Annotated in this window: 15 protein-coding genes and 2 pseudogenes; 9 read left to right on the top strand and 8 right to left on the bottom strand. The window is 60.6% G+C overall.

The window, feature by feature from the left end:
* Positions 1-49 precede the first annotated feature (49 nt).
* Positions 50-1,402 carry a 23S rRNA (uracil(1939)-C(5))-methyltransferase RlmD gene (gene rlmD, locus AC0T4W_RS08100; RefSeq protein WP_476318365.1) on the bottom strand — a complete coding sequence of 451 codons (1,353 nt, stop codon included), beginning with the start codon at positions 1,400-1,402 and terminating at the stop codon, positions 50-52.
* Positions 1,402-2,313, bottom strand: a complete 912-nt coding sequence (gene cysM, locus AC0T4W_RS08095) for a cysteine synthase CysM (RefSeq protein ID WP_476318363.1) — start codon at positions 2,311-2,313, stop codon at positions 1,402-1,404. The genes rlmD and cysM overlap by 1 nt, the downstream gene beginning before the upstream one ends.
* 150 nt (positions 2,314-2,463) lie before the next feature.
* Here cysM and AC0T4W_RS08090 point away from each other — a divergent pair, with 150 nt between their 5' ends.
* The 4 genes from AC0T4W_RS08090 to AC0T4W_RS08075 are packed head-to-tail and all read left to right on the top strand — an operon-like array spanning position 2,464 to position 7,112.
* Complete coding sequence (locus AC0T4W_RS08090; protein WP_476318361.1) at positions 2,464-5,214, top strand: response regulator; 2,751 nt, start codon at positions 2,464-2,466, stop codon at positions 5,212-5,214.
* Between the two features lie 36 nt (positions 5,215-5,250).
* The gene (locus tag AC0T4W_RS08085) at positions 5,251-6,243 is read left to right on the top strand and encodes a 2-hydroxyacid dehydrogenase (RefSeq protein ID WP_476318359.1); all 993 of its coding nucleotides are present in this window, start codon (positions 5,251-5,253) and stop codon (positions 6,241-6,243) included.
* A gap of 27 nt (positions 6,244-6,270) precedes the next feature.
* Positions 6,271-6,711, top strand: coding sequence for a hypothetical protein (locus AC0T4W_RS08080; protein ID WP_476318357.1), 441 nt, complete (start codon positions 6,271-6,273; stop codon positions 6,709-6,711).
* Positions 6,708-7,112, top strand: a complete 405-nt coding sequence (locus AC0T4W_RS08075; protein ID WP_476318355.1) for an META domain-containing protein — start codon at positions 6,708-6,710, stop codon at positions 7,110-7,112. Before AC0T4W_RS08080 ends, AC0T4W_RS08075 begins: the two co-directional genes overlap by 4 nt.
* Positions 7,113-7,187: 75 nt before the next feature.
* On the opposite strand, the gene AC0T4W_RS08070 is transcribed toward AC0T4W_RS08075, so the two are convergent.
* The 4 genes from AC0T4W_RS08070 to AC0T4W_RS08055 all read right to left on the bottom strand — a co-directional run bounded on the left by AC0T4W_RS08070 (position 7,188) and on the right by AC0T4W_RS08055 (position 11,399).
* Positions 7,188-7,952, bottom strand: a complete 765-nt coding sequence (locus tag AC0T4W_RS08070; RefSeq protein ID WP_476323516.1) for an amino acid ABC transporter ATP-binding protein — start codon at positions 7,950-7,952, stop codon at positions 7,188-7,190.
* Positions 7,953-7,977: 25 nt separating this feature from the next.
* Positions 7,978-9,075, bottom strand: coding sequence for an amino acid ABC transporter permease (locus tag AC0T4W_RS08065; protein WP_476318353.1), 1,098 nt, complete (start codon positions 9,073-9,075; stop codon positions 7,978-7,980).
* A gap of 9 nt (positions 9,076-9,084) precedes the next feature.
* On the bottom strand, positions 9,085-10,269 hold the full coding sequence (locus tag AC0T4W_RS08060; RefSeq protein WP_476318351.1) for an amino acid ABC transporter permease: 1,185 nt from the start codon (positions 10,267-10,269) through the stop codon (positions 9,085-9,087).
* A 101-nt stretch (positions 10,270-10,370) separates the two neighbouring features.
* On the bottom strand, positions 10,371-11,399 hold the full coding sequence (locus AC0T4W_RS08055) for an amino acid ABC transporter substrate-binding protein (RefSeq protein ID WP_476318349.1): 1,029 nt from the start codon (positions 11,397-11,399) through the stop codon (positions 10,371-10,373).
* A gap of 477 nt (positions 11,400-11,876) precedes the next feature.
* On the opposite strand from AC0T4W_RS08055, the gene AC0T4W_RS08050 reads away from it, so the two are divergent.
* From AC0T4W_RS08050 to rhlB, 4 genes and pseudogenes are all read left to right on the top strand, one after another.
* Positions 11,877-12,611, top strand: coding sequence for an alpha/beta hydrolase (locus tag AC0T4W_RS08050; protein ID WP_476318347.1), 735 nt, complete (start codon positions 11,877-11,879; stop codon positions 12,609-12,611).
* A 22-nt stretch (positions 12,612-12,633) separates the two neighbouring features.
* Positions 12,634-14,535: an acyl-CoA synthetase gene (locus tag AC0T4W_RS08045; protein WP_476318345.1), complete on the top strand. Its 1,902-nt coding sequence runs from the start codon at positions 12,634-12,636 to the stop codon at positions 14,533-14,535.
* A gap of 197 nt (positions 14,536-14,732) precedes the next feature.
* Positions 14,733-15,671 carry a GGDEF domain-containing protein gene (locus AC0T4W_RS08040; RefSeq protein WP_476318343.1) on the top strand — a complete coding sequence of 313 codons (939 nt, stop codon included), beginning with the start codon at positions 14,733-14,735 and terminating at the stop codon, positions 15,669-15,671.
* A 318-nt stretch (positions 15,672-15,989) separates the two neighbouring features.
* A pseudogene (rhlB, locus tag AC0T4W_RS08035) lies at positions 15,990-17,257 on the top strand (ATP-dependent RNA helicase RhlB); the annotation flags it as partial.
* A 72-nt stretch (positions 17,258-17,329) separates the two neighbouring features.
* Here rhlB and dinB read toward each other — a convergent pair.
* Both dinB and AC0T4W_RS08025 read right to left on the bottom strand, forming a co-directional pair.
* A complete protein-coding gene (gene dinB / locus AC0T4W_RS08030; protein ID WP_476318341.1) occupies positions 17,330-18,391 on the bottom strand; it encodes a DNA polymerase IV in 1,062 nt (353 codons plus the stop codon).
* A gap of 155 nt (positions 18,392-18,546) precedes the next feature.
* Positions 18,547-18,701: pseudogene (locus tag AC0T4W_RS08025) on the bottom strand (DUF815 domain-containing protein); the annotation flags it as partial.
* A 162-nt stretch (positions 18,702-18,863) separates the two neighbouring features.
* Here AC0T4W_RS08025 and AC0T4W_RS08020 point away from each other — a divergent pair.
* Positions 18,864-21,176 (top strand): response regulator, encoded by a 2,313-nt coding sequence (locus AC0T4W_RS08020; RefSeq protein ID WP_476318339.1) that lies wholly within the window; start codon positions 18,864-18,866, stop codon positions 21,174-21,176.
* Positions 21,177-21,204: the final 28 nt, after the last annotated feature.

The raw sequence follows: 21,204 nt of genomic DNA, 5'->3' as shown, positions 1-21,204 counted from the left end.
TAAAACCAAGCACCTGCCGCCGTATCTCGGCGCTTCTATCTACTGCCTGCTACTGCCTGACAAACAGCGCCATCGCTTCAACGTGCGCGGTTTGCGGAAACATATCAAGGATACCGACACGCTCCAGCCGATACCCCTGCGCCAGCAACTCGGCGCTGTCGCGGGCCAGGGTCGTTGGGTTGCACGACACGTACAGCACCCGTTTGACGCCCAACGCCGTCATTTGCTTGACCGCCTGCAAGGCGCCATCACGCGGCGGGTCCAGCAGTACGGCAGCGAAACCACCCTGAGCCCAGCCCGCTTCAAGCAGCGGGTTGGACAGGTCAGCCTGGAAAAAGTGCGCATTGCCCAGGCCATTGCTCGCGGCATTCTCGGCGGCGCGCTCGACCATGGTCTGCACGCCCTCCACCGCCACCAGCTCATGCACTCGCTGGGCCAACGGCAAAGCAAAATTGCCCAGACCGCAGAACAGATCCAGTACCCGCTCATCAGCCTGCGGCGCCAGCCAGTCCAGTGCCTGCGCAACCATGGCGTCATTCACCGGCTGGTTGACCTGAACAAAGTCGCCGGGCCGGTAAGCCAGGTCGAGATCAAACGCATCCAGGCGATAACTCAGCTGCTGCGACGGCTCAAACGGCTGCGGGCCGGCAGTGCCGTGCAACCACAGCTGCGCATTCTGCCCAGTGCAAAACGCCTGCAAGCGGGCCAGGTCCGCCTCACTCAATGCAGCGGTATGTCGTATCAGCACAGCACTGCTACTGCCGCTGAACAACTCGACATGACCAATGGCCTGGGGTTTATCCAGCTCACACAACACCTGCGGTAACGCGCGCAGAATCGGCTGCAAGGGTTGTACCAGCACCGGGCAATCGCTGATTGCGATGATGTCCTGACTGGCTGCGGCACGGAAGCCAACGTCCAGGCGCTTGGCCTTGTTGTCCCAGCGCACGGCGATACGCGCGCGGCGGCGATAGCCCAGCTCGGGACCGACCAGGGGCTCTGCCCATTCCTGCGGTGCAAGATTGGCCAAGCGGCTGAGTTGCTCGGCGAGCATGCGCTGTTTCAGGGCAAGCTGATCGGCATGGGGCATATGCTGCAGGCTGCAGCCGCCACAGACCTTGGCATGCGCGCAGGCCTCTTCACGACGCTCAAGGCTGGCGGTGAGAATGCGCTCGACCCGCGCCTCGACCACCTTGCCGTGGGCGCCCAGCACTCGCGCTTCGATCTGCTCGCCCGCCAGCGCACCGCTGACAAACCAGGTACGCCCTTCGCTGAAAGCGATACCCCGGCCATCATTGGCCAGGCGCTCAATGGTGAGTTTTTGCTTCTTGCCCACCGGCACTTGCGGCGCCCGGGAACCACCGCTGGGTTGAAAGCGCAGACCGCCGTCTTTCTTGGCCATCAGTTGCTTTTGCCATCAGTGCTTGGGGCGTCGTAAATGCCGCTGGACAGGTAACGGTCGCCACGGTCGCAGATAATCGCCACCAGCACCGCGTTCTCCACTTCCTGGGACAGGCGCAGCATGGCCGCCACCGAACCACCGGAGGACACCCCGCAGAAGATGCCTTCTTCACGCGCCAGGCGACGCATCACGTCTTCGGCTTCCTGCTGGCCCATGTCGATGATGCGATCAACCCGCTCGGCCTGATAGATCTTCGGCAGATACTCCTGGGGCCAGCGGCGGATGCCGGGAATCGCCGCGCCTTCCATCGGCTGCAGACCAACGATCTGCACGTCAGACTTCTGCTCTTTCAGGAAGCGCGACACGCCCATGATGGTGCCGGTGGTGCCCATGGAGCTGATGAAATGGGTGATTTGCCCGCCCGTCTGCTGCCAGATTTCCGGGCCGGTGCTGGTGTAGTGGGCAATCGGGTTGTCACCGTTGGCGAACTGATCAAGCACCTTGCCCTTGCCGTCGGCCTGCATCTGCAGGGCCAGATCACGGGCTTCTTCCATACCGCCGACCAGAATCAGTTGCGCGCCATAAGCAGTCATCGCAGCCTTGCGCTCGGCGGTGGAGTTGTCCGGCATGATCAGCACCATGCGGTAACCTTTGATCGCCGCGGCCATGGCCAGAGCGATGCCGGTGTTGCCACTGGTGGCCTCGATCAACACATCACCAGGCTGGATGTCGCCGCGCTGCTCGGCACGGTTGATCATCGACAACGCCGGGCGGTCCTTTACCGAACCCGCCGGGTTATTGCCTTCCAGCTTCAACAGCAAGGTGTTGCTGGTATTACCCGGCAGGCGCTGCAAACGCACCAGCGGGGTGTTGCCGACGCAATCGGCGATGGTTGGGTAATGCAGGCTCATGGCGAACGAGATGATCCAGAAGCAAAGAAGGCCGTCATGATAACGGCAAACCTCGCTCGGCCATATAACAGAGCCAATGTAGACAACAGCATTTGCCATAAGAACAAGTGCAGCCGCTAAACTGCACCAGGTCAATACAGGAGGCAGCGCGTGTTAAAGGATTTAGGCATCAAGGGCCGTGTGCTCATGCTCACCCTGTTGCCCACCAGCCTGTTGGCGCTGGTGTTGGGCGGCTATTTCACCTGGGTGCAGTTGTCCGGTTTGCAGGGGCAACTGCTGCAGCGTGGAGAGATGATCATCGAGCAGCTCGCGCCGCTGGCCGCACCGGCGCTGCAGGCCGGTGACAGCGAGGTGCTGCAGCGCATTGCCAACCAGGCGCTGGAGCAGCCGGATGTGCGCGCAGTAAGTTTCCTCGCCGCCGAACGCAACACTCTGGCCCACGCAGGGCCGAGCATGCTCAACCCCTCGCCGGCGGCAGGCGAGCCCCAGCCCGCGCAGAGCAGCAACCAGGACGCCACGCGCTTTCTGTTGCCGGTGTATCAGCAGCACCTGAGCCTGACCGGCAAGGCCACTGCAGAACCAGGCACGCGGCTGCTGGGTTGGGTCGAGGTGGAGCTGTCGCACCACAGCACCCTGCTCAGCGGTTACCGCAGCCTACTGGCCAGCCTACTGCTGATTGCTACCGGGCTGATGGTCACCGCCCTGCTCGCCGTGCGCATGAGCCGCACCATCAACGACCCGCTGCGGCAGATCAAACAAAGCGTCGCCCAGCTCAAGGATGGCCGCCTGGAAACGCGCCTGCCACCACTGGGCAGCCATGAGCTGGACGAACTGGCCTCGGGCATCAACCGCATGGCCGAGTCCCTGCAGAACGCCCAGGAAGAGCTGCAACACAGCGTCGACCAGGCCACCGAAGACGTGCGGCAGAACCTGGAAACCATCGAAATCCAGAACATCGAGTTGGATCTCGCGCGCAAGGAAGCTTTGGAGGCCAGCCGAATCAAGTCCGAATTCCTCGCCAACATGAGCCACGAGATCCGCACCCCGCTCAACGGCATCCTCGGCTTTACCAACCTGCTGCAGAAAAGCGAGCTGACTCCGCGCCAGCAGGATTACCTGGGCACCATCGAAAAATCCGCCGACAGCCTGCTCGCGATCATCAACGAGATTCTCGACTTCTCGAAGATCGAGGCCGGCAAGCTGGTGCTGGAAAATATCCCGTTCAACCTGCGCGACCTGCTGCAGGACACCCTGACCATCCTCGCCCCCGCCGCTCACGCCAAACAGCTGGAGCTGCTTAGCCTGGTCTACCGCGACACGCCGCTGTCGCTGATTGGCGACCCGCTGCGGCTCAAGCAGGTGTTGACCAACCTGGTGAGCAACGCCATCAAGTTCACCCGCGTCGGCACCATCGTGATTCGTGCCATGCTCGAAGACGAAAGCGCCGACCATGCGCAGCTGCGCATCAGCGTGCAGGACACCGGCATCGGCCTGTCCGATGAAGACCTGCGTGAACTGTTCCAGGCATTTAGCCAGGCCGACAACTCGCTTAGCCGCCAGGCCGGCGGCACCGGCCTGGGTCTGGTGATTTCCAAGCGTCTGATCGAACAGATGGGCGGCGAAATCGGCGTCGACAGCACGCCTGAGGAAGGCTCAGAGTTCTGGATCACCCTAAGCCTGCCCAAAGCCCGCGACGATGCCGAGGACCTGCCGCGCCCGCCGCTGCTCGGCCGCCGCGTAGCTGCCCTAGAACACCACGACCTGGCCCGCCAGGCCTTACAGCACCAATTGGAAGACTGCGGCCTGCAGGTCAGCGGCTTCGACAACCTCGATAGCCTGCTCAGCGCCGTGGCCGAAGCGCGGCATAGCGCCCAGCCGTTTGAGCTGGCAGTACTCGGCGTTAGCACCCAGACCCTGCCACCGGAGCGCCTTGATCAACGCATTTGGGAACTCGAACGCCTGGCCTGCAAAACTCTGCTGCTGTGCCCCACCACCGAGCAGGCGCTTTATCACAGACTGTTACCGGATGCGTACAGCCAGCTGCAAGCCAAGCCTGCCTGCACGCGCAAGCTGAAGCGCGGCCTGGCCGAGCTGGTCAGCCCACGGCACAACCGCGCCGAAAACCAACAAAACGCCCCTAGCCGGCCACCGCTGATCCTCTGCGTTGATGACAACCCGGCCAACCTGCTGCTGGTGCAAACCCTACTGGACGATATGGGCGCACAAGTGAGCATCGCCAACAGCGGTTATGAGGCGGTGGAAACAGCCGCCGAGCAGCGCTTCGACCTGATCTTTATGGACGTACAGATGCCTGGTATGGACGGTCGCCAGGCCACCGAGGCAATACGCCAACAGGAAAGCGAACGCGGCCAGGCCCCGGTGCCGATTGTCGCGCTGACCGCCCATGCCCTGGCCAACGAAAAACGCGCCCTGCTGCAAAGCGGCCTGGACGACTACCTGACCAAACCGATCAGCGAACGCCAATTGGCCCAGGTGGTACTCAAGTGGACCGGCCTGGCTCTGCGCAACCAGAGCAGCGAGCACACCGGCCTCAGTGCCACGCATAACAACCTCAACGTGCTGGACGCCGACGAAGGCCTACGCCTGGCCGCTGGTAAGGCGGATCTGGCCGCCGATATGCTGAGCATGCTGCTCGCCGGCCTTCCCGGTGACCGTCAGGCCATCCGCCAGGCGCGTGATAGTGGCGAGCGCAACAGCCTGATTGAGCGCGTGCATCGCCTGCACGGTGCAACCCGTTACTGCGGTGTGCCGCAGTTGCGCGCCGCCTGTCAGCGCAGCGAAACCCTGTTGAAACAGAACGACCCGGCTGCCCAGCACGCCCTGGATGAACTGGATGCCGCCATCGACCGGCTGGCCCGACACGCCCAGGTCAGCGCCTGACTCAAGCCGAGCAAGCCCGCGAACCAAGGAAGCCCCATGCGTATCATCCTGTTCAGCAGTAAGCCTTACGACCAGCAGAGCTTTCGCGCTGCGGGTTTCCCAGACGACTGGCAGCTGAATTTTCAGGAAGCGCACCTGCGCCAGGACAGTGCCGGCCTGGCCGTAGGCTGCGAGGTGGTTTGCGCCTTTATCAATGACGACCTCAGCGCCACCGTACTGCAGCAGCTGGCCGCTGGTGGCACACGGCTGATAGCCCTGCGCTCGGCCGGCTACAACCATGTCGACCTGCACGCCGCGCATGCCCTCGGCCTGACAGTGGTACGCGTGCCAGCCTATTCACCGCACGCCGTCGCCGAACATGCCCTGGCGTTGATCATGACCCTTAACCGGCGCACCCACCGCGCATTCAACCGCACCCGCGAGGGCGATTTCTCCCTGCACGGGCTGATCGGTTTCGACCTACACGGCAAACAGGTCGGCATTATCGGCGCCGGACAGATCGGCCTGACATTTGCGCGGATCATGGCCGGTTTCGGCTGCCGGCTGCTAATCCATGACCCAGCACCCATCGCCGAGCTACCCGCCGGCGCGCAACAGGTCGGGCTGGATCAGCTGCTCGAAAGCAGCGACATCATCAGCCTGCACTGCCCGCTCAACGCCGCCACCCACCACCTGATCAACGCCGCGCGTTTGCAGCAGATGCAGCGCGGCATAATGCTGATCAATACCGGGCGCGGTGCCTTGATCGATACCCCGGCGCTGATCGGCGCGCTGAAAAGCGGGCAACTGGGTTATCTGGGCCTGGATGTGTATGAAGAAGAAGCCGAGCTGTTCTTCGAGGATTGCTCCGAACAACCGTTGCAGGATGATGTGCTCGCGCGCCTGCTGAGCTTCCCCAACGTGCTGATTACCGCGCACCAGGGTTTTCTCACCCACGAAGCATTGGCAGCCATTGCCGGCACCACCCGCAACAATATCGCCGCCTGGCTGGCTGATGCACCGATCAATCAGCTGCTTCCTACCGCGTGATAGCATTTAGGCCTATTTGGAGGCTCCATGGCTGAACACGATTTTCGCTACAACCTGCTCAACCCCGAGCACACCTTGATTGAATGCCGCGCATTGGCACCGGGCCGCTACCAGGTGACCGGCAATGGCGGCTCGATCCAGAGCGGCGACACCCTGCTGGTGAGCCTCAAAGGCAGCCGCGAATTGTCCATGCGCCTGCAGGCCGACAAGGTTCGCCACCTGATCAACCCGCGTGGCCAGTGGGTTGCTGTGGCCACTGGCCCGGCGTTCAAGGAACTGGCTATTTTCAACTGGCAAGCCAACTGCGACAGCTGCAACGCGCAGCTGGATTTTGAGTTCGCCGTCGACGCCGCCCTCGGCAAAAAAGCCCAGGCACCAGCCGCCGAAGCGCGGATCAAGGATCTGGGCTGGCGGTCAAAAAACGCCAAGCACTTGTGCCCAAACTGCATCAACAAGGAGGCTTTATGAAGCGCGCACTGACAATCAGCCTGCTGGCTGCCGGCCTCGTGGGCTGTGCCACTTGCGCACCGCACCTGGAAACAGATCACAGCTATCAAGTGGAGTGGATCGGCGAACGCCCGCTGATCGACCGCAGCCACCTGACCATCACCTTCGGTGACGACGGCCGCGCCTATGGCAACGCCGGCTGCAACCACTGGTTTGCCGGCTACAGTCTGGAGGGCAACAAGCTCAGCTTCAGCGCCGCCGGCAGCACGCGCAAGATGTGCGCACCGGCGCTGATGGAGCAGGAAGCGCGCTTTCTCGACAGTCTGAGCAAGATAGAGCGCTGGGATTTCTCCGCCACCGAGCAGCTGCAGCTGTGGCCCGCCGAAGGCAAGCCGTTGCGCCTGTGGCCTGAAAATCAATAAAAGAGCACCTAACGCACACACCATGCGCAACAAAAAAGGGAGCCCGAAGGCTCCCATTTTTGTTGCGACTGAAGCTCAGTGAATGATCTGGCTGAGGAACAGCTTGGTGCGTTCGTTCTGCGGGTTGGTGAAGAACGCGTTGGGCTCGTTCTCTTCAACAATCTCGCCTTTGTCCATAAAGATCACCCGGTTCGCCACGGTGCGGGCGAAGCCCATTTCGTGGGTTACGCAGAGCATGGTCATGCCGTCTTCAGCCAGGCCGATCATGGTATCCAGCACTTCCTTAACCATTTCCGGATCGAGGGCCGAGGTCGGCTCGTCGAACAGCATGATCTTCGGCTTCATACATAACGCGCGGGCAATCGCCACACGCTGCTGCTGGCCGCCAGAAAGCTGACCCGGAAACTTGTTAGCCTGCTCCGGAATACGCACACGCTCAAGAAAGTGCATGGCAATCTCTTCCGCCTGACGCTTGGGCATCTTGCGTACCCACATCGGCGCCAGGGTGCAGTTCTGCAACACAGTCAGGTGCGGGAACAGGTTGAAGTGCTGGAACACCATGCCGACCTCACGACGCACTGCTTCGATGTGCTTGAGGTCGTGGGTCAGCTCGGTGCCATCGACCACGATACGCCCCTGCTGGTGCTCTTCCAGGCGATTGAGGCAGCGGATGGTGGTCGATTTGCCCGAGCCGGACGGACCGCACAGCACGATACGCTCACCGGCCTGCACATTCAGGTTGATGTCTTTGAGCACATGGAACTGACCGTACCATTTGTGCACGCCCTGCATTTGGATCATGCCGTCAGCCGCTACCGGCTGCTTGTTTGCTTCACTCATGCTTGCTTCATTCATGGCGTGGCTCCTAACGCTTGTGGCCGGTGTCCAGCTTGCGCTCCAGATGTTGGGAGTAGCGGGACATACCAAAACAGAAAATCCAGAAAATCAGCGCGGCGAACACATAGCCTTCAGTGGCCATGCCCAGCCAAGCCGGATCGGTGGTGGCTTGCTTGATGCTGTTGAGCAGGTCGAACAGGCCGATGATGATCACCAGACTGGTGTCCTTGAACAGCGCAATAAAGGTGTTGACGATGCCGGGAATAACCAGCTTCAGGGCCTGCGGCAGAATCACCAGACCCATCATCCGCCAGTAGCCCAGGCCCATGGCCGCAGCGGCCTCGTACTGCCCCTTGGGAATCGCCTGCAGACCACCGCGCACCACCTCGGCGATATAGGCCGACTGAAACAGGATCACCCCGATCAGCGCCCGCATCAGCTTGTCGAAGGAGAGGCCCTCGGGCAGGAACAACGGCAGCATCACCGAGGACATAAACAACACGGTGATCAACGGCACCCCGCGCCAGAACTCGATAAAAGTCACGCAGATCACCCGGATCGCCGGCATGTCCGAGCGCCGCCCCAGCGCCAGCAGAATGCCCAAGGGCAAGGCACCGGCAATACCGACAGCGGCGATCACCAGGGTCAGCATCAGGCCGCCCCACTGGCTGGTGGATACGGTCGACAGACCGAAGAAGCCACCGTGCAGCAGCCAGTACGCCAACAGCGGGTAAACCACCAGGAAAGCCAGGCCATATATGGCCTTGCGCGGCATCTGCGGTACGAACAGCGGCGCAGCACCGATGATCGCCAACCACAGAGTCAAGTCAACGCGCCAGCGCAGTTCTGTCGGGTAGAAACCGTACATAAACTGGCCAAAACGCTGCTGCACAAACACCCAGCAGGCGCCGCCACTGGTGCAGTCGGCACGGGTGGTACCGGTCCAATCCGCATCAATCAAGGCCCACTGAATCAGTGGCGGCACAATCAGCCATACCAAATAAGCTGCGAACAGCGTCAGTAAGGTGTTGAACCAGCTGGAGAACAGGTTGCTACGCAACCAACCGACCACCCCGACGCTGAGCGCAGGTGGCGGTAAATCAGGTTTGAAGGTATGAGTTTGCATGGCTGCTCCTTACCGCTCGATCAGCGCAATGCGCTTGTTGTACCAGTTCATCAGCATGGAAATGCTGATACTGATCGCCAGGTACACACTCATGGTGATAGCAATCACCTCAATGGCTTGCCCGGTCTGGTTGAGTACCGTGCCGGCGAACAGCGAGACCATGTCCGGATAACCGATACCGGCAGCCAGCGAGGAGTTCTTCGCCAGGTTGAGATATTGGCTGGTCAACGGCGGAATAATCACCCGCAGCGCTTGCGGAATAATCACCAGTCGCAGGGTCTTACCGGCAGGCAGGCCCAAAGAGCGCGCCGCCTCGGTCTGCCCGTGGTTGACGGCCATGATCCCGGAACGCACGTTCTCAGCGATAAAGGCTGCGGTGTAGATGGTCAACGCCAGGGTCAGCGCCATCAACTCGGGGATCAGCACCCAGCCGCCCGTGAAATTGAAGCCGGTCAGTTCCGGCACACTCCACTGCAGCGGGTTACCGCCCAACAGAATCGCCAAACCCGGCAGGCCGATCAGCAGCGCAATTGCCCCCAGCGACACCGGGAACAGTTGACCGGTGGCTTCAAAACGCGCTTTCGACCAACGCGACAGCAGCACCGCGCCAATGATTGCCACAATCACCGCACCGGCAAACAGACTAAAGTTGCCCCCCGGGCTCGGGGACGGCATATACAAGCCACGGCTGTTGAGGAAGAACGTTTCACCAAGGCCCATACTCTGACGCGGGCCTGGCAAAGAGAGCATGACGGCGAAGTACCAGAAGAATATCTGCAGCAGCGGCGGGATATTACGGAACGTCTCGATATACACAGTGGCCAGTTTGCTGACCAACCAATTCGGCGACAAGCGCGCCACACCCAGCAGGAACCCCAACAGCGTCGCCAGGACAATACCAATCACCGACACCAACAGGGTGTTGAGCAGGCCCACCACGAAAACACGCCCATAGGAGTTGCTTTCGTCGTAGTCGATCAGGTGCTGGGCAATGCCGAAACCGGCGCTGTTATTGAGAAAGGAAAACCCGGAGGTGATGCCACGCTTTTCCAGGTTGGTCTGGGTGTTGTCAAACAGAAACCAGCCGAGTGCCACAACGACGACAACGGCAAGGATTTGAAATAGCCAGGCACGCGCCTTGGGGTCGGTCCAAACCGATCCACCGGGGCGCGGGACGTTTGCAGTGGTTTGCATAGGAGCCCTCTTGGAACCCTCATGCCCGCATTAGCGGGCATGAGGTTCACATCAATCAGAACAATGCCAGCCACTCAGGAAGAGCGGCTGGCAGCGGACGGTCAGCGCACCGGAGGTGCGTACTGCAGACCACCGTTGTTCCACAGGGCGTTGAGGCCACGTTCGATCTTCAGCTCGCTGCCGGTACCGACGTTGCGCTCGAAGCTTTCGCCGTAGTTACCCACTTGCTTGACGATCTGTACGGCCCAGTCTTTCGGCAGTTTCAGGTCTTTGCCGAACTCGCCTTCAGCACCCAGCAAACGAGCGATATCAGGGTTTTTAGTCGACTTGGACATTTCCATGACATTAGCCGACGTCACGCCCAGTTCTTCAGCGTTGACCATCGCGTAGAGCGACCAGCGCACGATGTCAAACCACTCTTCGTCACCCTGGCGTACAACCGGGCCCAGAGGCTCTTTGGAGATCACTTCCGGCAGTACCACGTAGGAATCCGGATCGGCCAGCTTGATGCGCTGTGCGTATAGCTGCGACTGATCTGAAGTGAGTACGTCGCAACGACCCGCTTCAACCGATTTGGCGCTCTCGTCGGAGGTGTCGTAGGTGATCGGGGTGTACTTCAGGCTGTTGGCGCGGAAGTAGTCGGAGAGGTTCAGCTCGGTGGTGGTACCTGCCTGGATGCAGACAGTTGCGCCGTCAAGTTCTTTAGCGCTGGAAACGCCGAGCTTCTTGTTAACCAGGAAGCCTTGACCGTCGTAGTAGTTGACGCCGGCAAAGTTCAGGCCCAGGCCCGAATCGCGCGAGCTGGTCCAGGTGGTGTTGCGCGAGAGGATATCGACTTCGCCAGACTGCAGCGCGGTGAAGCGCTCTTTGGCGGTCAGCGGGCTGTACTTGACCTTGGTGGCGTCACCGAATACTGCAGCAGCCACTGCACGGCATACGTCAACGTCGAGACCCAGGTAGTTACCCTTCTCATCGGCGTAGGAGAAGCCAGGCAGACCATCGCTGATACCGCACTGCACGAAACCTTTCTTCTGGATCGCGTCCAGAGTAGCGCCTGCTTGAGCAAAACTGCTGACACCGAGAACAGCGGCGGTGGTCAGTACTGCCAATGTGGATTTCATCATCTTCATTAAAACCTCCAGTTGCTTTTGTTGTGTTTGGAGTCTCGGTTCTACCACCGTACCCTTATGGGGCTCGTCGATTGTGTCGGCAGCACACACTCAACCGGGGATCAAACCTTAGCGCGAGTTTAGTTGCCGATTGCTCCAGCGGCCATAAACTCTCACCCGCCCATTATTTGAATGGGCTAGAGACAGATAGCAAGTGACTTGTCGCACAGCATGCAGCGCCTGGCGAGCCTGTGAAACGCCAGCAAAGGCATTTCAGTCTGCTCCGCGCACGGTTTGGTGGCAGTGTTACCACGACCCGGCAACGTCATCAGTCCCTAGGGTGTATAGCAAAGCCCGTACCAGCGCTGCGCTTTGAGCACCATACGGGCAGGTCAAGAGCAAAACTTGCACCCTGGCGACAACTTCTTTCTAGAATCGCCACCCCTTAAATTTTCCCGCGCACCAAATCAGCGCACACGCACCACAGCGGAGCCTCATATGAGCGAACCCTTGATTCTTCAGCCCACACTTGCCGCCGACGCGTGCGTCATTTGGTTGCACGGCCTGGGTGCCGACCGCTACGACTTTATGCCCGTTGCCGAGATGCTCCAGCAACGCCTGCACAGCACCCGCTTTGTACTGCCGCAAGCGCCGACCCAGGCAGTGACCATCAACGGCGGCTACGCCATGCCCAGTTGGTACGACATCCTGGCCATGAGCCCGGCCCGCGCCATCAATCGCGAGCAGCTGGAAGCCTCGGCGCAGCAAGTGATCGCATTGATCGAAGCACAACGTGACAGCGGCATTGACCCTGCACGCATCGTTCTCGCGGGTTTCTCCCAGGGCGGCGCGGTGGTGCTGCATACAGCCTTCTTGCGCTGGCAGTTTGCCTTGGGCGGGGTCATCGCCCTGTCGACTTATGCGCCGACCTTCAGCGACGAGATCACTCTGGCAGATACAAAAAATGGTCAGGAACCATTTTTGACGTCGCGCAGCGACGGCCCGCAGGGTATCGGCCAGGGATGGCCAGATACAAAAAGACAACTGCCGGTCCTGTGCTTGCATGGCACATTCGACGACATAGTTCTGCCGGCCATGGGCCGCGCAGCCCATGACTACCTGAGCGCCTCCGGCGTCAGCGTGCAATGGCGTGATTACCCGATGGGCCACGAAGTGGTGAATGAGGAAATCCGCGACATCGCCGACTGGCTGGAGCAACGGCTCACCAGTTGACTGCCTGCGAGCGAGAACACCTATGCCTGCCATCCCTGCGATCAAGACCCTGCACGATATCCAGCTGATCGAGCAAACCCCACTGGCCGAGCGTGACCTGCCGGCCAGCACCTATGAGCTGATCCGCCGCAGCGCCGCGCGGCAAGCGGATGCGCCGGCACTCTCGTTTATCCTTCAGGGCACGGCAGACGAGGCGGCTTACCGCCTCAGCTATGGACAACTGCTGGGCAAGATCACCCAGACCGCTAACGCCTTCCACCGCCTGGGTCTGCGTCCGGGCAAGGCGGTGTCGTTTCTGCTGCCCAACCTGCCACACACCCATTTCACCATCTGGGGCGGCGAAGCAGCCGGGATTGTTAATGCGATTAACCCGCTGCTCGATCCGGAACATATCGCCGAGTTAATCCAGGCCTCGGACTCCGAGCTGCTGGTGACCCTTGCACCCTTCCCCGGCACCGACCTATGGACCAAGGTCGAAGGCCTGCGTGAGCAACTGCCTGCGCTCAAGGCGATTATCTGCGTGGACATGGCCAACCTGCTGCCCGAGCCACAGCGCAGCGCCATCAAAGCACAGCGCGGGACACTGCCGGACGGCGTGCTGGATTTCGATGAGCTGATCGCCAGCTGCCCGGATGATCTCCTGGAAAGCGGCCGAATAATCGCACCCGATGACATCGCCAGCTACTTCCACACCGGCGGCACCACTGGCACGCCGAAACTCGCACCACACAGCCACGCCAACGAAGTGGCCATGGCCTACAGCATGAACATGGTTACCCGCTTCGAACCGGACGATGTCACCCTCTGCGGCCTGCCGCTGTTTCACGTCAATGGTGTGATCGTCACCGGTCTGACCGCATTTATCGGCGGCGCCGAAGTGTTACTGGCCACCCCACAGGGTTACCGCAACCCCAGCCTAATCAGCAATTTCTGGAAGATCATCGAACGCCACAAGGTCAGCTTCTTCAGCGGCGTACCGACCATCTATGCAGGCCTGCTGCAGGTGCCGAGCGAGGGCCATGACCTCAGCTCACTGAAATATGCCTTATGCGGCGCCGCACCGATGCCGGTGGAACTGATCCGCCAGTTCGAAAGCAAAACCGGGCTGACCCTGATCGAAGGTTACGGCCTCACCGAAGGCACCTGCGGCAGCTGCGCCAACCCACCCGCCGGTGAGCGCCGTCCCGGCTCCATCGGTCTGCCGATGCCCTATTGCGAGGTGGCAATCAAGGTGCTCGACGAGCAAGGCAATTATTTAAGAGAGGCCAACCGCAATGAAATCGGCAACCTGTGCATCCGTGGCGCCACGGTGTTCAAGGGTTACCTGCAAACCAGCAAGAACGCCGGCATTTGGGTCGACGGCAACTGGTTCAACACTGGCGATTTGGGCCGTATGGATGCCGATGGCTATATATGGCTAACCGGACGCAGCAAGGATCTGATCATCCGTGGCGGCCACAATATCGACCCGCAGATGATCGAAGAAGCGTTGCACAAGCACCCCGCCATAGCCATGGCCGCAGCGGTGGGCAAGCCCGACGAGAAGGCCGGCGAGCTGCCAGTGGTGTACGTGCAACTCAAGCCCGGCGCGCAGGTCACCGAAGCCGAACTGCTGGCGCACGCCGCCGAGCACATTCCTGAGCGCGCGGCGATTCCCAAGGACGCTTGGATCATCGACGCCATCCCGCTGACCGCCGTGGGTAAAACCTTCAAACCCGCGCTGCGCTTCAATGCCATTGCTCGCGTCTATCAGGCTGCGCTGGCGGAGCTGGATTCGCGCCTGCGCGTGGAGGTGCTCAGCGATGACAAACGCGGCCAAGTCGCCCACATCTACCTACCAGCCAAGCAAGCAGTGCTGGCTAAAGCCGTAACCAAGCGCCTGGCTGGCTTTGCCGTGGCCATAGAACTGCACCCCAGCGAGTAAGCAAGTGCTGGCGCAAGGATCGCGTCAGATTTGTGACCAACCATTCAACTTCAATACCACTGGTCGCCCGTGCGTCCGACAAGGATTGTCAGGCCGCAGGCAGCGGAATATGTTCAGGCATGGTGTTCGCCCTTAATGCAGGGAGCGTTAGCGATGACCAACATTCCTAATCCACAACTGTCACACCTGCCGACCCAATGAAAGACGCCAAATGGCAGGCTGACCTGCAGCAACTTCGCAACCTGCGACTGTTCAATAACGTCGCCGCCAGCAGCATCAGCCAGCTGCTAAAAGAATTCTGTGCCTGCGATCTGGAAGCCGGCGAAGTACTGCTCTCGCCCTTCAACCGCAACCAGTACCTCTATCTGCTGCTCAAGGGCCAGCTCAAGGTCTACCTCGGCTCGCTCGACAGCCAGGCCGTCAGCACGTTGAAAGTGGGCGACTGCGCCGGCGAAATCAGCTTTATCGACAATGAACATCCCTCTGCCTACGTGGTGGCGACCGAACCGTGCTGTGTACTGCGCCTGCACCGCGAATCGCTGTTCAACCTGTTCCGGCAATCGCCAGAATTGATGCAAAACATGCTCGAACTGCTCTGCGACCGCGTGCGCAAAGGCAACCGGATCATTCTCGACAGCGAACAGACCGCCAATATCGACGCCCTCACCGGGGCCTATAACCGCCGCTGGCTGGAACATATCTTCGAGCGCGAAAGCACTCGTAGCGCCTTCAATGGCAAACCGCTGTGCATGCTGATGCTCGATGTCGACCACTTCAAAGCCTACAACGACCAGCACGGCCACTTGGCGGGCGACTACGCCCTGTGCCTGGTAACGCACACGCTGCGCAATCAGCTGCGCCCCAAAGACAGCCTGACCCGCTATGGCGGCGAGGAGTTCGTCATTCTGCTGCCGGAAATCAGTCTTGATGAAGCCCGCAGCATCGGCGAACGGCTGCGCCTGGCGCTGAGTCATGTCAGCTCGTTCCATTCGCCCATTGGCGTCCTGCCTGGGGTGACCGTATCCATTGGCCTGGCGCAGATGCAGCCCAAGGACAGCCTGCAAGGCGTGATCGCTCGCGCCGATAGCGCCCTGTATCAAGCCAAGCAACAGGGCCGCGACTGCCTCTGCGGCTAGCCAGCAGCGCCTGCTGCTTGCCAGCCTTCCCGACCATTGAGTAAAAATCAGCTAATCACCGCCATCTGGCGCGGCACTTCGCCGCGCCGTCTTCTTGCTTTACACTGGCGGCCGTTCACTCCTTAACCAATTGATGAGATGACCGTGCTCAAAGCACTCAAGAAAATATTCGGCAAAGCCGAGGGCGAGCAACCCAGCCCAGCAACTCCGTTACCTGTAACGCCCAGCGCACCGCGCGTTCAGCCTGATGCCAGTGCTGACAAACCCAGCCGCAGCGCCTCACCGCGCACCACCGAAGCCGCTGAAGAACCGTTACAGCGCAAGGAAAAACCGGCGAAACAGCGCCGCGAACGCCCTGCCAAACCAGTCGACACCTGGAAACTGGAAGACTTCGCCGTAGCCCCGGCCGAAGGCAAGACCCGTTTTCATGACTTCAAGCTCTCCCCGAGCTGATGCATGCCATCCACGATCTGGGCTTCCCTTACTGCACACCGATCCAGGCGCAGGTGCTGGGTTACACCCTCAGTGGCCGCGATGCCATCGGCCGCGCCCAGACCGGCACGGGTAAGACTGCCGCCTTTCTGATCTCGATCATCACCCAGCTGCTGCAGACCCCGTCGCCGAAAGAGCGCTACATGGGCGAGCCGCGTGCGCTGATCATCGCGCCGACCCGCGAGCTGGTGGTGCAGATCGCCAAGGACGCCGCCGACCTGACCAAATACACCGGCCTCAATGTGATGAGCTTTGTCGGCGGTATGGACTTCGACAAACAGCTCAAGCTACTTGAATCGCGCTTCTGCGACATTCTGGTGGCCACCCCGGGCCGTTTGCTCGACTTCAACCAGCGCGGCGAAGTGCACCTGGACATGGTCGAGGTGATGGTGCTCGACGAAGCCGACCGCATGCTCGACATGGGCTTTATCCCCCAGGTGCGCCAGATCATCCGCCAGACCCCAATGAAGGGCGAGCGGCAAACGCTGCTGTTCTCCGCCACCTTCACCGAAGACGTGATGAACCTGGCCAAGCAGTGGACCACGGAGCCGGCGATCGTCGAGATCGAACCGGAAAACGTCGCCAGCGATACAGTCGAACAGCATGTCTATGCCGTGGCCGGCAGCGACAAATACAAGCTGCTGTACAACCTGATCAGCCAGAACGACTGGATCCGCGTGATGGTCTTCGCCAACCGCAAAGATGAAGTGCGGCGCATCGAAGAACGCCTGACCCGCGACGGCATCAGCGCCGTACAGATGTCCGGTGACGTGCCGCAGCACAAGCGTATCCGCGCCCTCGAAGGCTTCCGTGAAGGCAAGATCCGCGTGATGGTCGCCACCGACGTGGCCGGCCGCGGCATCCACGTTGACGCGATCAGCCACGTGATCAACTTCACCCTGCCGGAAACCCCGGACGACTACGTGCACCGCATAGGTCGTACCGGTCGCGCCGGCAACAGTGGTACCTCAATCAGCTTTGCCGGCGAAGACGACGCCTACGCTCTGCCGGCCATTGAAGCGCTGCTGGGCCGCAAGATCGCCTGCGAAATGCCGCCGGACGAACTGCTCAAGCCGGTACCGCGCAAGCACTGATCCATGCGCGACTAAAAAAGGCGAAGCCCTGGAGCTTCGCCTTTTCTATTTCAGAGCACCGCACACCCGCTGTCAGCGCGCAAACAACTCCAACTGCTCGTGCTTAACGCGCAAGTCATGCAAGCGCACACCGACACCCAGCAGACGCACAGCCTTGTTGCCACGGGCAAAGGCTGCGCTCATCAGCCGCGTATAACTTTCCAGGTCACGCCGCGCCCCGCCCTGTTCCAGGGTGGTCTGGCTGAAATCATGGAACTTGATTTTGACGAAGGGCTTGTCCGGCCGATAACTCGGGTCAAGCCGAGCCATGCGAGTAGCCAGTTCCTCCAGTAGCGCGGGCAACTGCTCCAGGCAGGCGGCCAAGTCCGGCAAATCCTTGTCGAAGGTGTTCTCCACGCTGACTGATTGACGCCGACTGTCGTTATGCACGGTCCGCTCATCAATGCCGCGCGCCAATCCCCACAAGCGCTCGCCGAAACTGCCGAACTCCTTGACCAACGCCAACTTGTTCCACTCACGTAAATCGCTGCAGGTGCGAATACCCAAGCGCCCAAGCTTGTCAGCCGTGACCTTGCCCACGCCATGCAGCTTGCTCACTGGCAAGGCGGCGACAAAATCCTCAACCTGATCCGGGCTAATCACAAACAGGCCGTTGGGCTTCTTCCAGTCACTGGCGATCTTGGCCAAAAACTTGTTCGGCGCCACGCCCGCCGAGACGGTGATATGCAGCTCCTGCGAGACCCGCCGACGAATATCCTGGGCGATGCGCGTGGCGCTGCCGGCAAAGTGCGGGCTGTCAGTGACATCCAGGTAAGCCTCATCCAGCGACAAGGGCTCGATCAGCTCGGTGTAATCGCGAAAGATCGCCTGAATTTCCCGTGACACAGCCTTATAAGCATCCATCCGTGGCTTGACGATCACCAGATCGGGGCACAACTTCAGCGCCTGCCCCGAAGCCATGGCCGAGCGCACACCATAACTGCGTGCCTCGTAGTTGCAGGTGGCAATCACCCCACGCCGATCCGCCGAGCCCCCAACCGCCAGCGGTTTGCTGGCCAGGCTCGGATCGTCACGCATCTCAATGGCTGCGTAGAAGCAATCACAGTCCACATGGATGATTTTATTTTGAGTCATACGTTACTGATTTTTATTGAGTAAATCAGACAAAAACCCTGACTGACACCCGCTCTAGTACCCGTTATTTTCACGGCTTGATTTTCTAAACTGAACGCACAAAACAACTGTTCGCCAGCGCACGAACGGGCATAACAAAGCTTCCGTCTCGCGGCTTGGCTAAAGGGATAGAACGACAGCCACAGGCCGAAACGGTCCGACAGCGCGATCTTGTCTTCCACCGCCTCATTGGGATGCAGCTCGCCGGGGGATGCAACTCGCCATCGACCCGTTGCCAGCGTTCATTATCGCTCTGCTTTTCCGGCAACAATGGCTCTAAGCGCGCCAATACCGCCTCGGCGCGCAACAAAAAATCACTTAAACGCGAATCCACAACACACTCCAGGGTTTTCGTGCCGCTGCGCCACTGCCGTCCGGCAAAACAGATGGGCTATGCTTGGCAGGCGACTTAACATGAGAACAGCCGGCCCATATGGATATAGCGCTAACCCAACGCCTGTCATTCAAACAGGCCGGCTTGACCGTATTGGCAGCCTTTATCCTCGGCACGGCGCTCAGCTTGATTCAAGTGGGCATCGATTATGCCAGCGAAGATGCCTCCATCAATCGCGAGATTAACGCGTTGATGGAGATCAGCCACAACCCAGCTGCGCGCATCGCCTATAACATCGATGCCGAGTTGGCCCAGGAACTGGTGCTGGGCCTGCTGCGCTCACCGGCCGTAATCAGCGCACAGATCATCGACAATAACCAACTGACCCTTGCCAGCGTCAGCCGGCCAGCGATGGAAAGCCGATACCGGGTACTCAGCGACTTTATGTTCGGCCAACGCCGACACTTCGAGACCGCCCTGTTCGTCAGCCACTCGCCCAGCGAAGCGCTCGGCAAGCTGAGCCTGGAAGTAGACACCTACGCCTTTGGCAGCCACTTCCTCAACCGCTCGCTGCTGACCTTGCTCACCGGCTTCGCCCGCAGCCTGCTGCTGTCGCTGATCCTGCTGGTGCTGTTCTATTTCATGCTGACCAAGCCGCTCACCGGCTTTATCCGTGCCCTCAGCGAACGCGACCTGCGCAGCCCCAACCACGCCAAGCTGCCCTACCCGCCCAACCATGAACGCGACGAAATCGGCGTGCTGGTCGATGTCACCAATCGCCAACTGAGCAGCATCGCCAGCGAGATCGAGCAACGCCAGCAAGCCGAAGCCCGCCTGACCCGCTACCTGGCTGAGCTGGAAGACATAGTTTCAGCGCGCACCGAGCAACTGGAAGCCGCCAACAGCCGTCTGCTCGACTCCAACCGCGAGCTGGAGCAAGCCAAACGTACCGCACTGGACATGGCCCAGGCGCGCTCGGCCTTCCTGGCCAATATGAGCCACGAGATTCGCACCCCGCTCAATGGCCTGCTGGGCATGCTCGCGCTCTCGCTGGACGGCCCGCTGAATAACGAGCAGCGCCAACAGCTGTCGATTGCTCACGACTCCGGCAAGGTGCTGGTCGAGCTGCTCAACGACATTCTCGACCTGTCGAAATTCGAGGCCGGGCAGCTAGAGTTGGAGCAGATACCCTTTGATCTGGCGAGCATGGTCGAAGACACCGCCAACCTGCTGTCGCAGAACGCCGCCCCCGGCGTTGAACTGACCTGCCTGATCGACCCACTGCTGCCCAATCTACTGATCGGCGACCCCACCCGGGTTAGGCAGATTGCCAGCAACCTGCTGTCCAACGCCTTGAAGTTCACCCGCTTTGGCCGCGTGGATATCCGCGTCAGTGCGCAGGCCGAGGGGGTCAGGATTATTGTCCGCGACACCGGCATCGGCATTGCCGAAGACGCCCAGGCGCGGATCTTCCATCCATTTGCCCAGGCTGGGGCGGGTATCACCCGACAATTTGGCGGCACTGGCCTGGGCCTGGCCCTGACCCGCCGCCTCTGCGAAGCCATGCACGGCCAACTGAGCCTGGAGACACAGGAAGGCTTCGGCAGCACCTTCTGCATTGACCTGCCGCTACCCGGCCACACCAGCGCCCAGCAACGCCCTGTATTGCACGGGCGTATTCTCGGGCTCAGCCCGGCTAGCTCCGGGCTGAGCGAACAACTGGCAAGTCTTCTGCCGAGCTGGGGTCTGCAGTATCAGCATTTGGACGCCGATGCCGCGCTGGGCCAGTTTGAAGCCGACCTGCTGATCAGCGATTGCCCGCAGCGTTTGAATGAACTGCGCACGCTCTGCAACCTGCCGATTCTGCTGGTTAGCGCCTACGGCAACTTTCTCAGCAGCGAGCAGGTGGAAAAACTCTCGCCTATCGAACAACTGGCCCGACCACTGTCACGCCAAGCGCTGCTGCAAGCCCTGCGCCGCAACCTCGGCCAGGGTGATACGCATACCGCTGAGCAACCCAGCGAGCCGCAACGCAACCGTCGTCAAGCGCGCGTACTGCTGGTGGAAGACAACCCAGTCAACCAACTGGTCGCCAAGGGCATGCTCGGCAAGCTCGGCTGCGAAGTGCTGCTGGCCAATCACGGCGGCGAAGCCCTGACCCTGCTTGAGACCCAGGCAGTCGATCTGATTCTGATGGACTGCAATATGCCGGTCATGGATGGCTATGAAACCACTCGGCGGATTCGCCAGAAAGCCGAATTCGCCAAGCTGCCGATCATCGCCCTAACGGCCAACGCGCTGTCCGATGAGCGCGAGCGTTGCCGCGCAGCGGGAATGGATGACTACCTGGCCAAACCCTTCCGCAAGGAAGAGCTGGCGACCCTACTTGATCAGTGGTTTACAGGGCATTGAAAACTACCTGCGTTGGCAGTACTGCGTT

It is taken from the genome of Pseudomonas sp. C7.1 (assembly GCF_056312395.1).
This window is presented reverse-complemented; position numbering and strand designations above follow the sequence as displayed.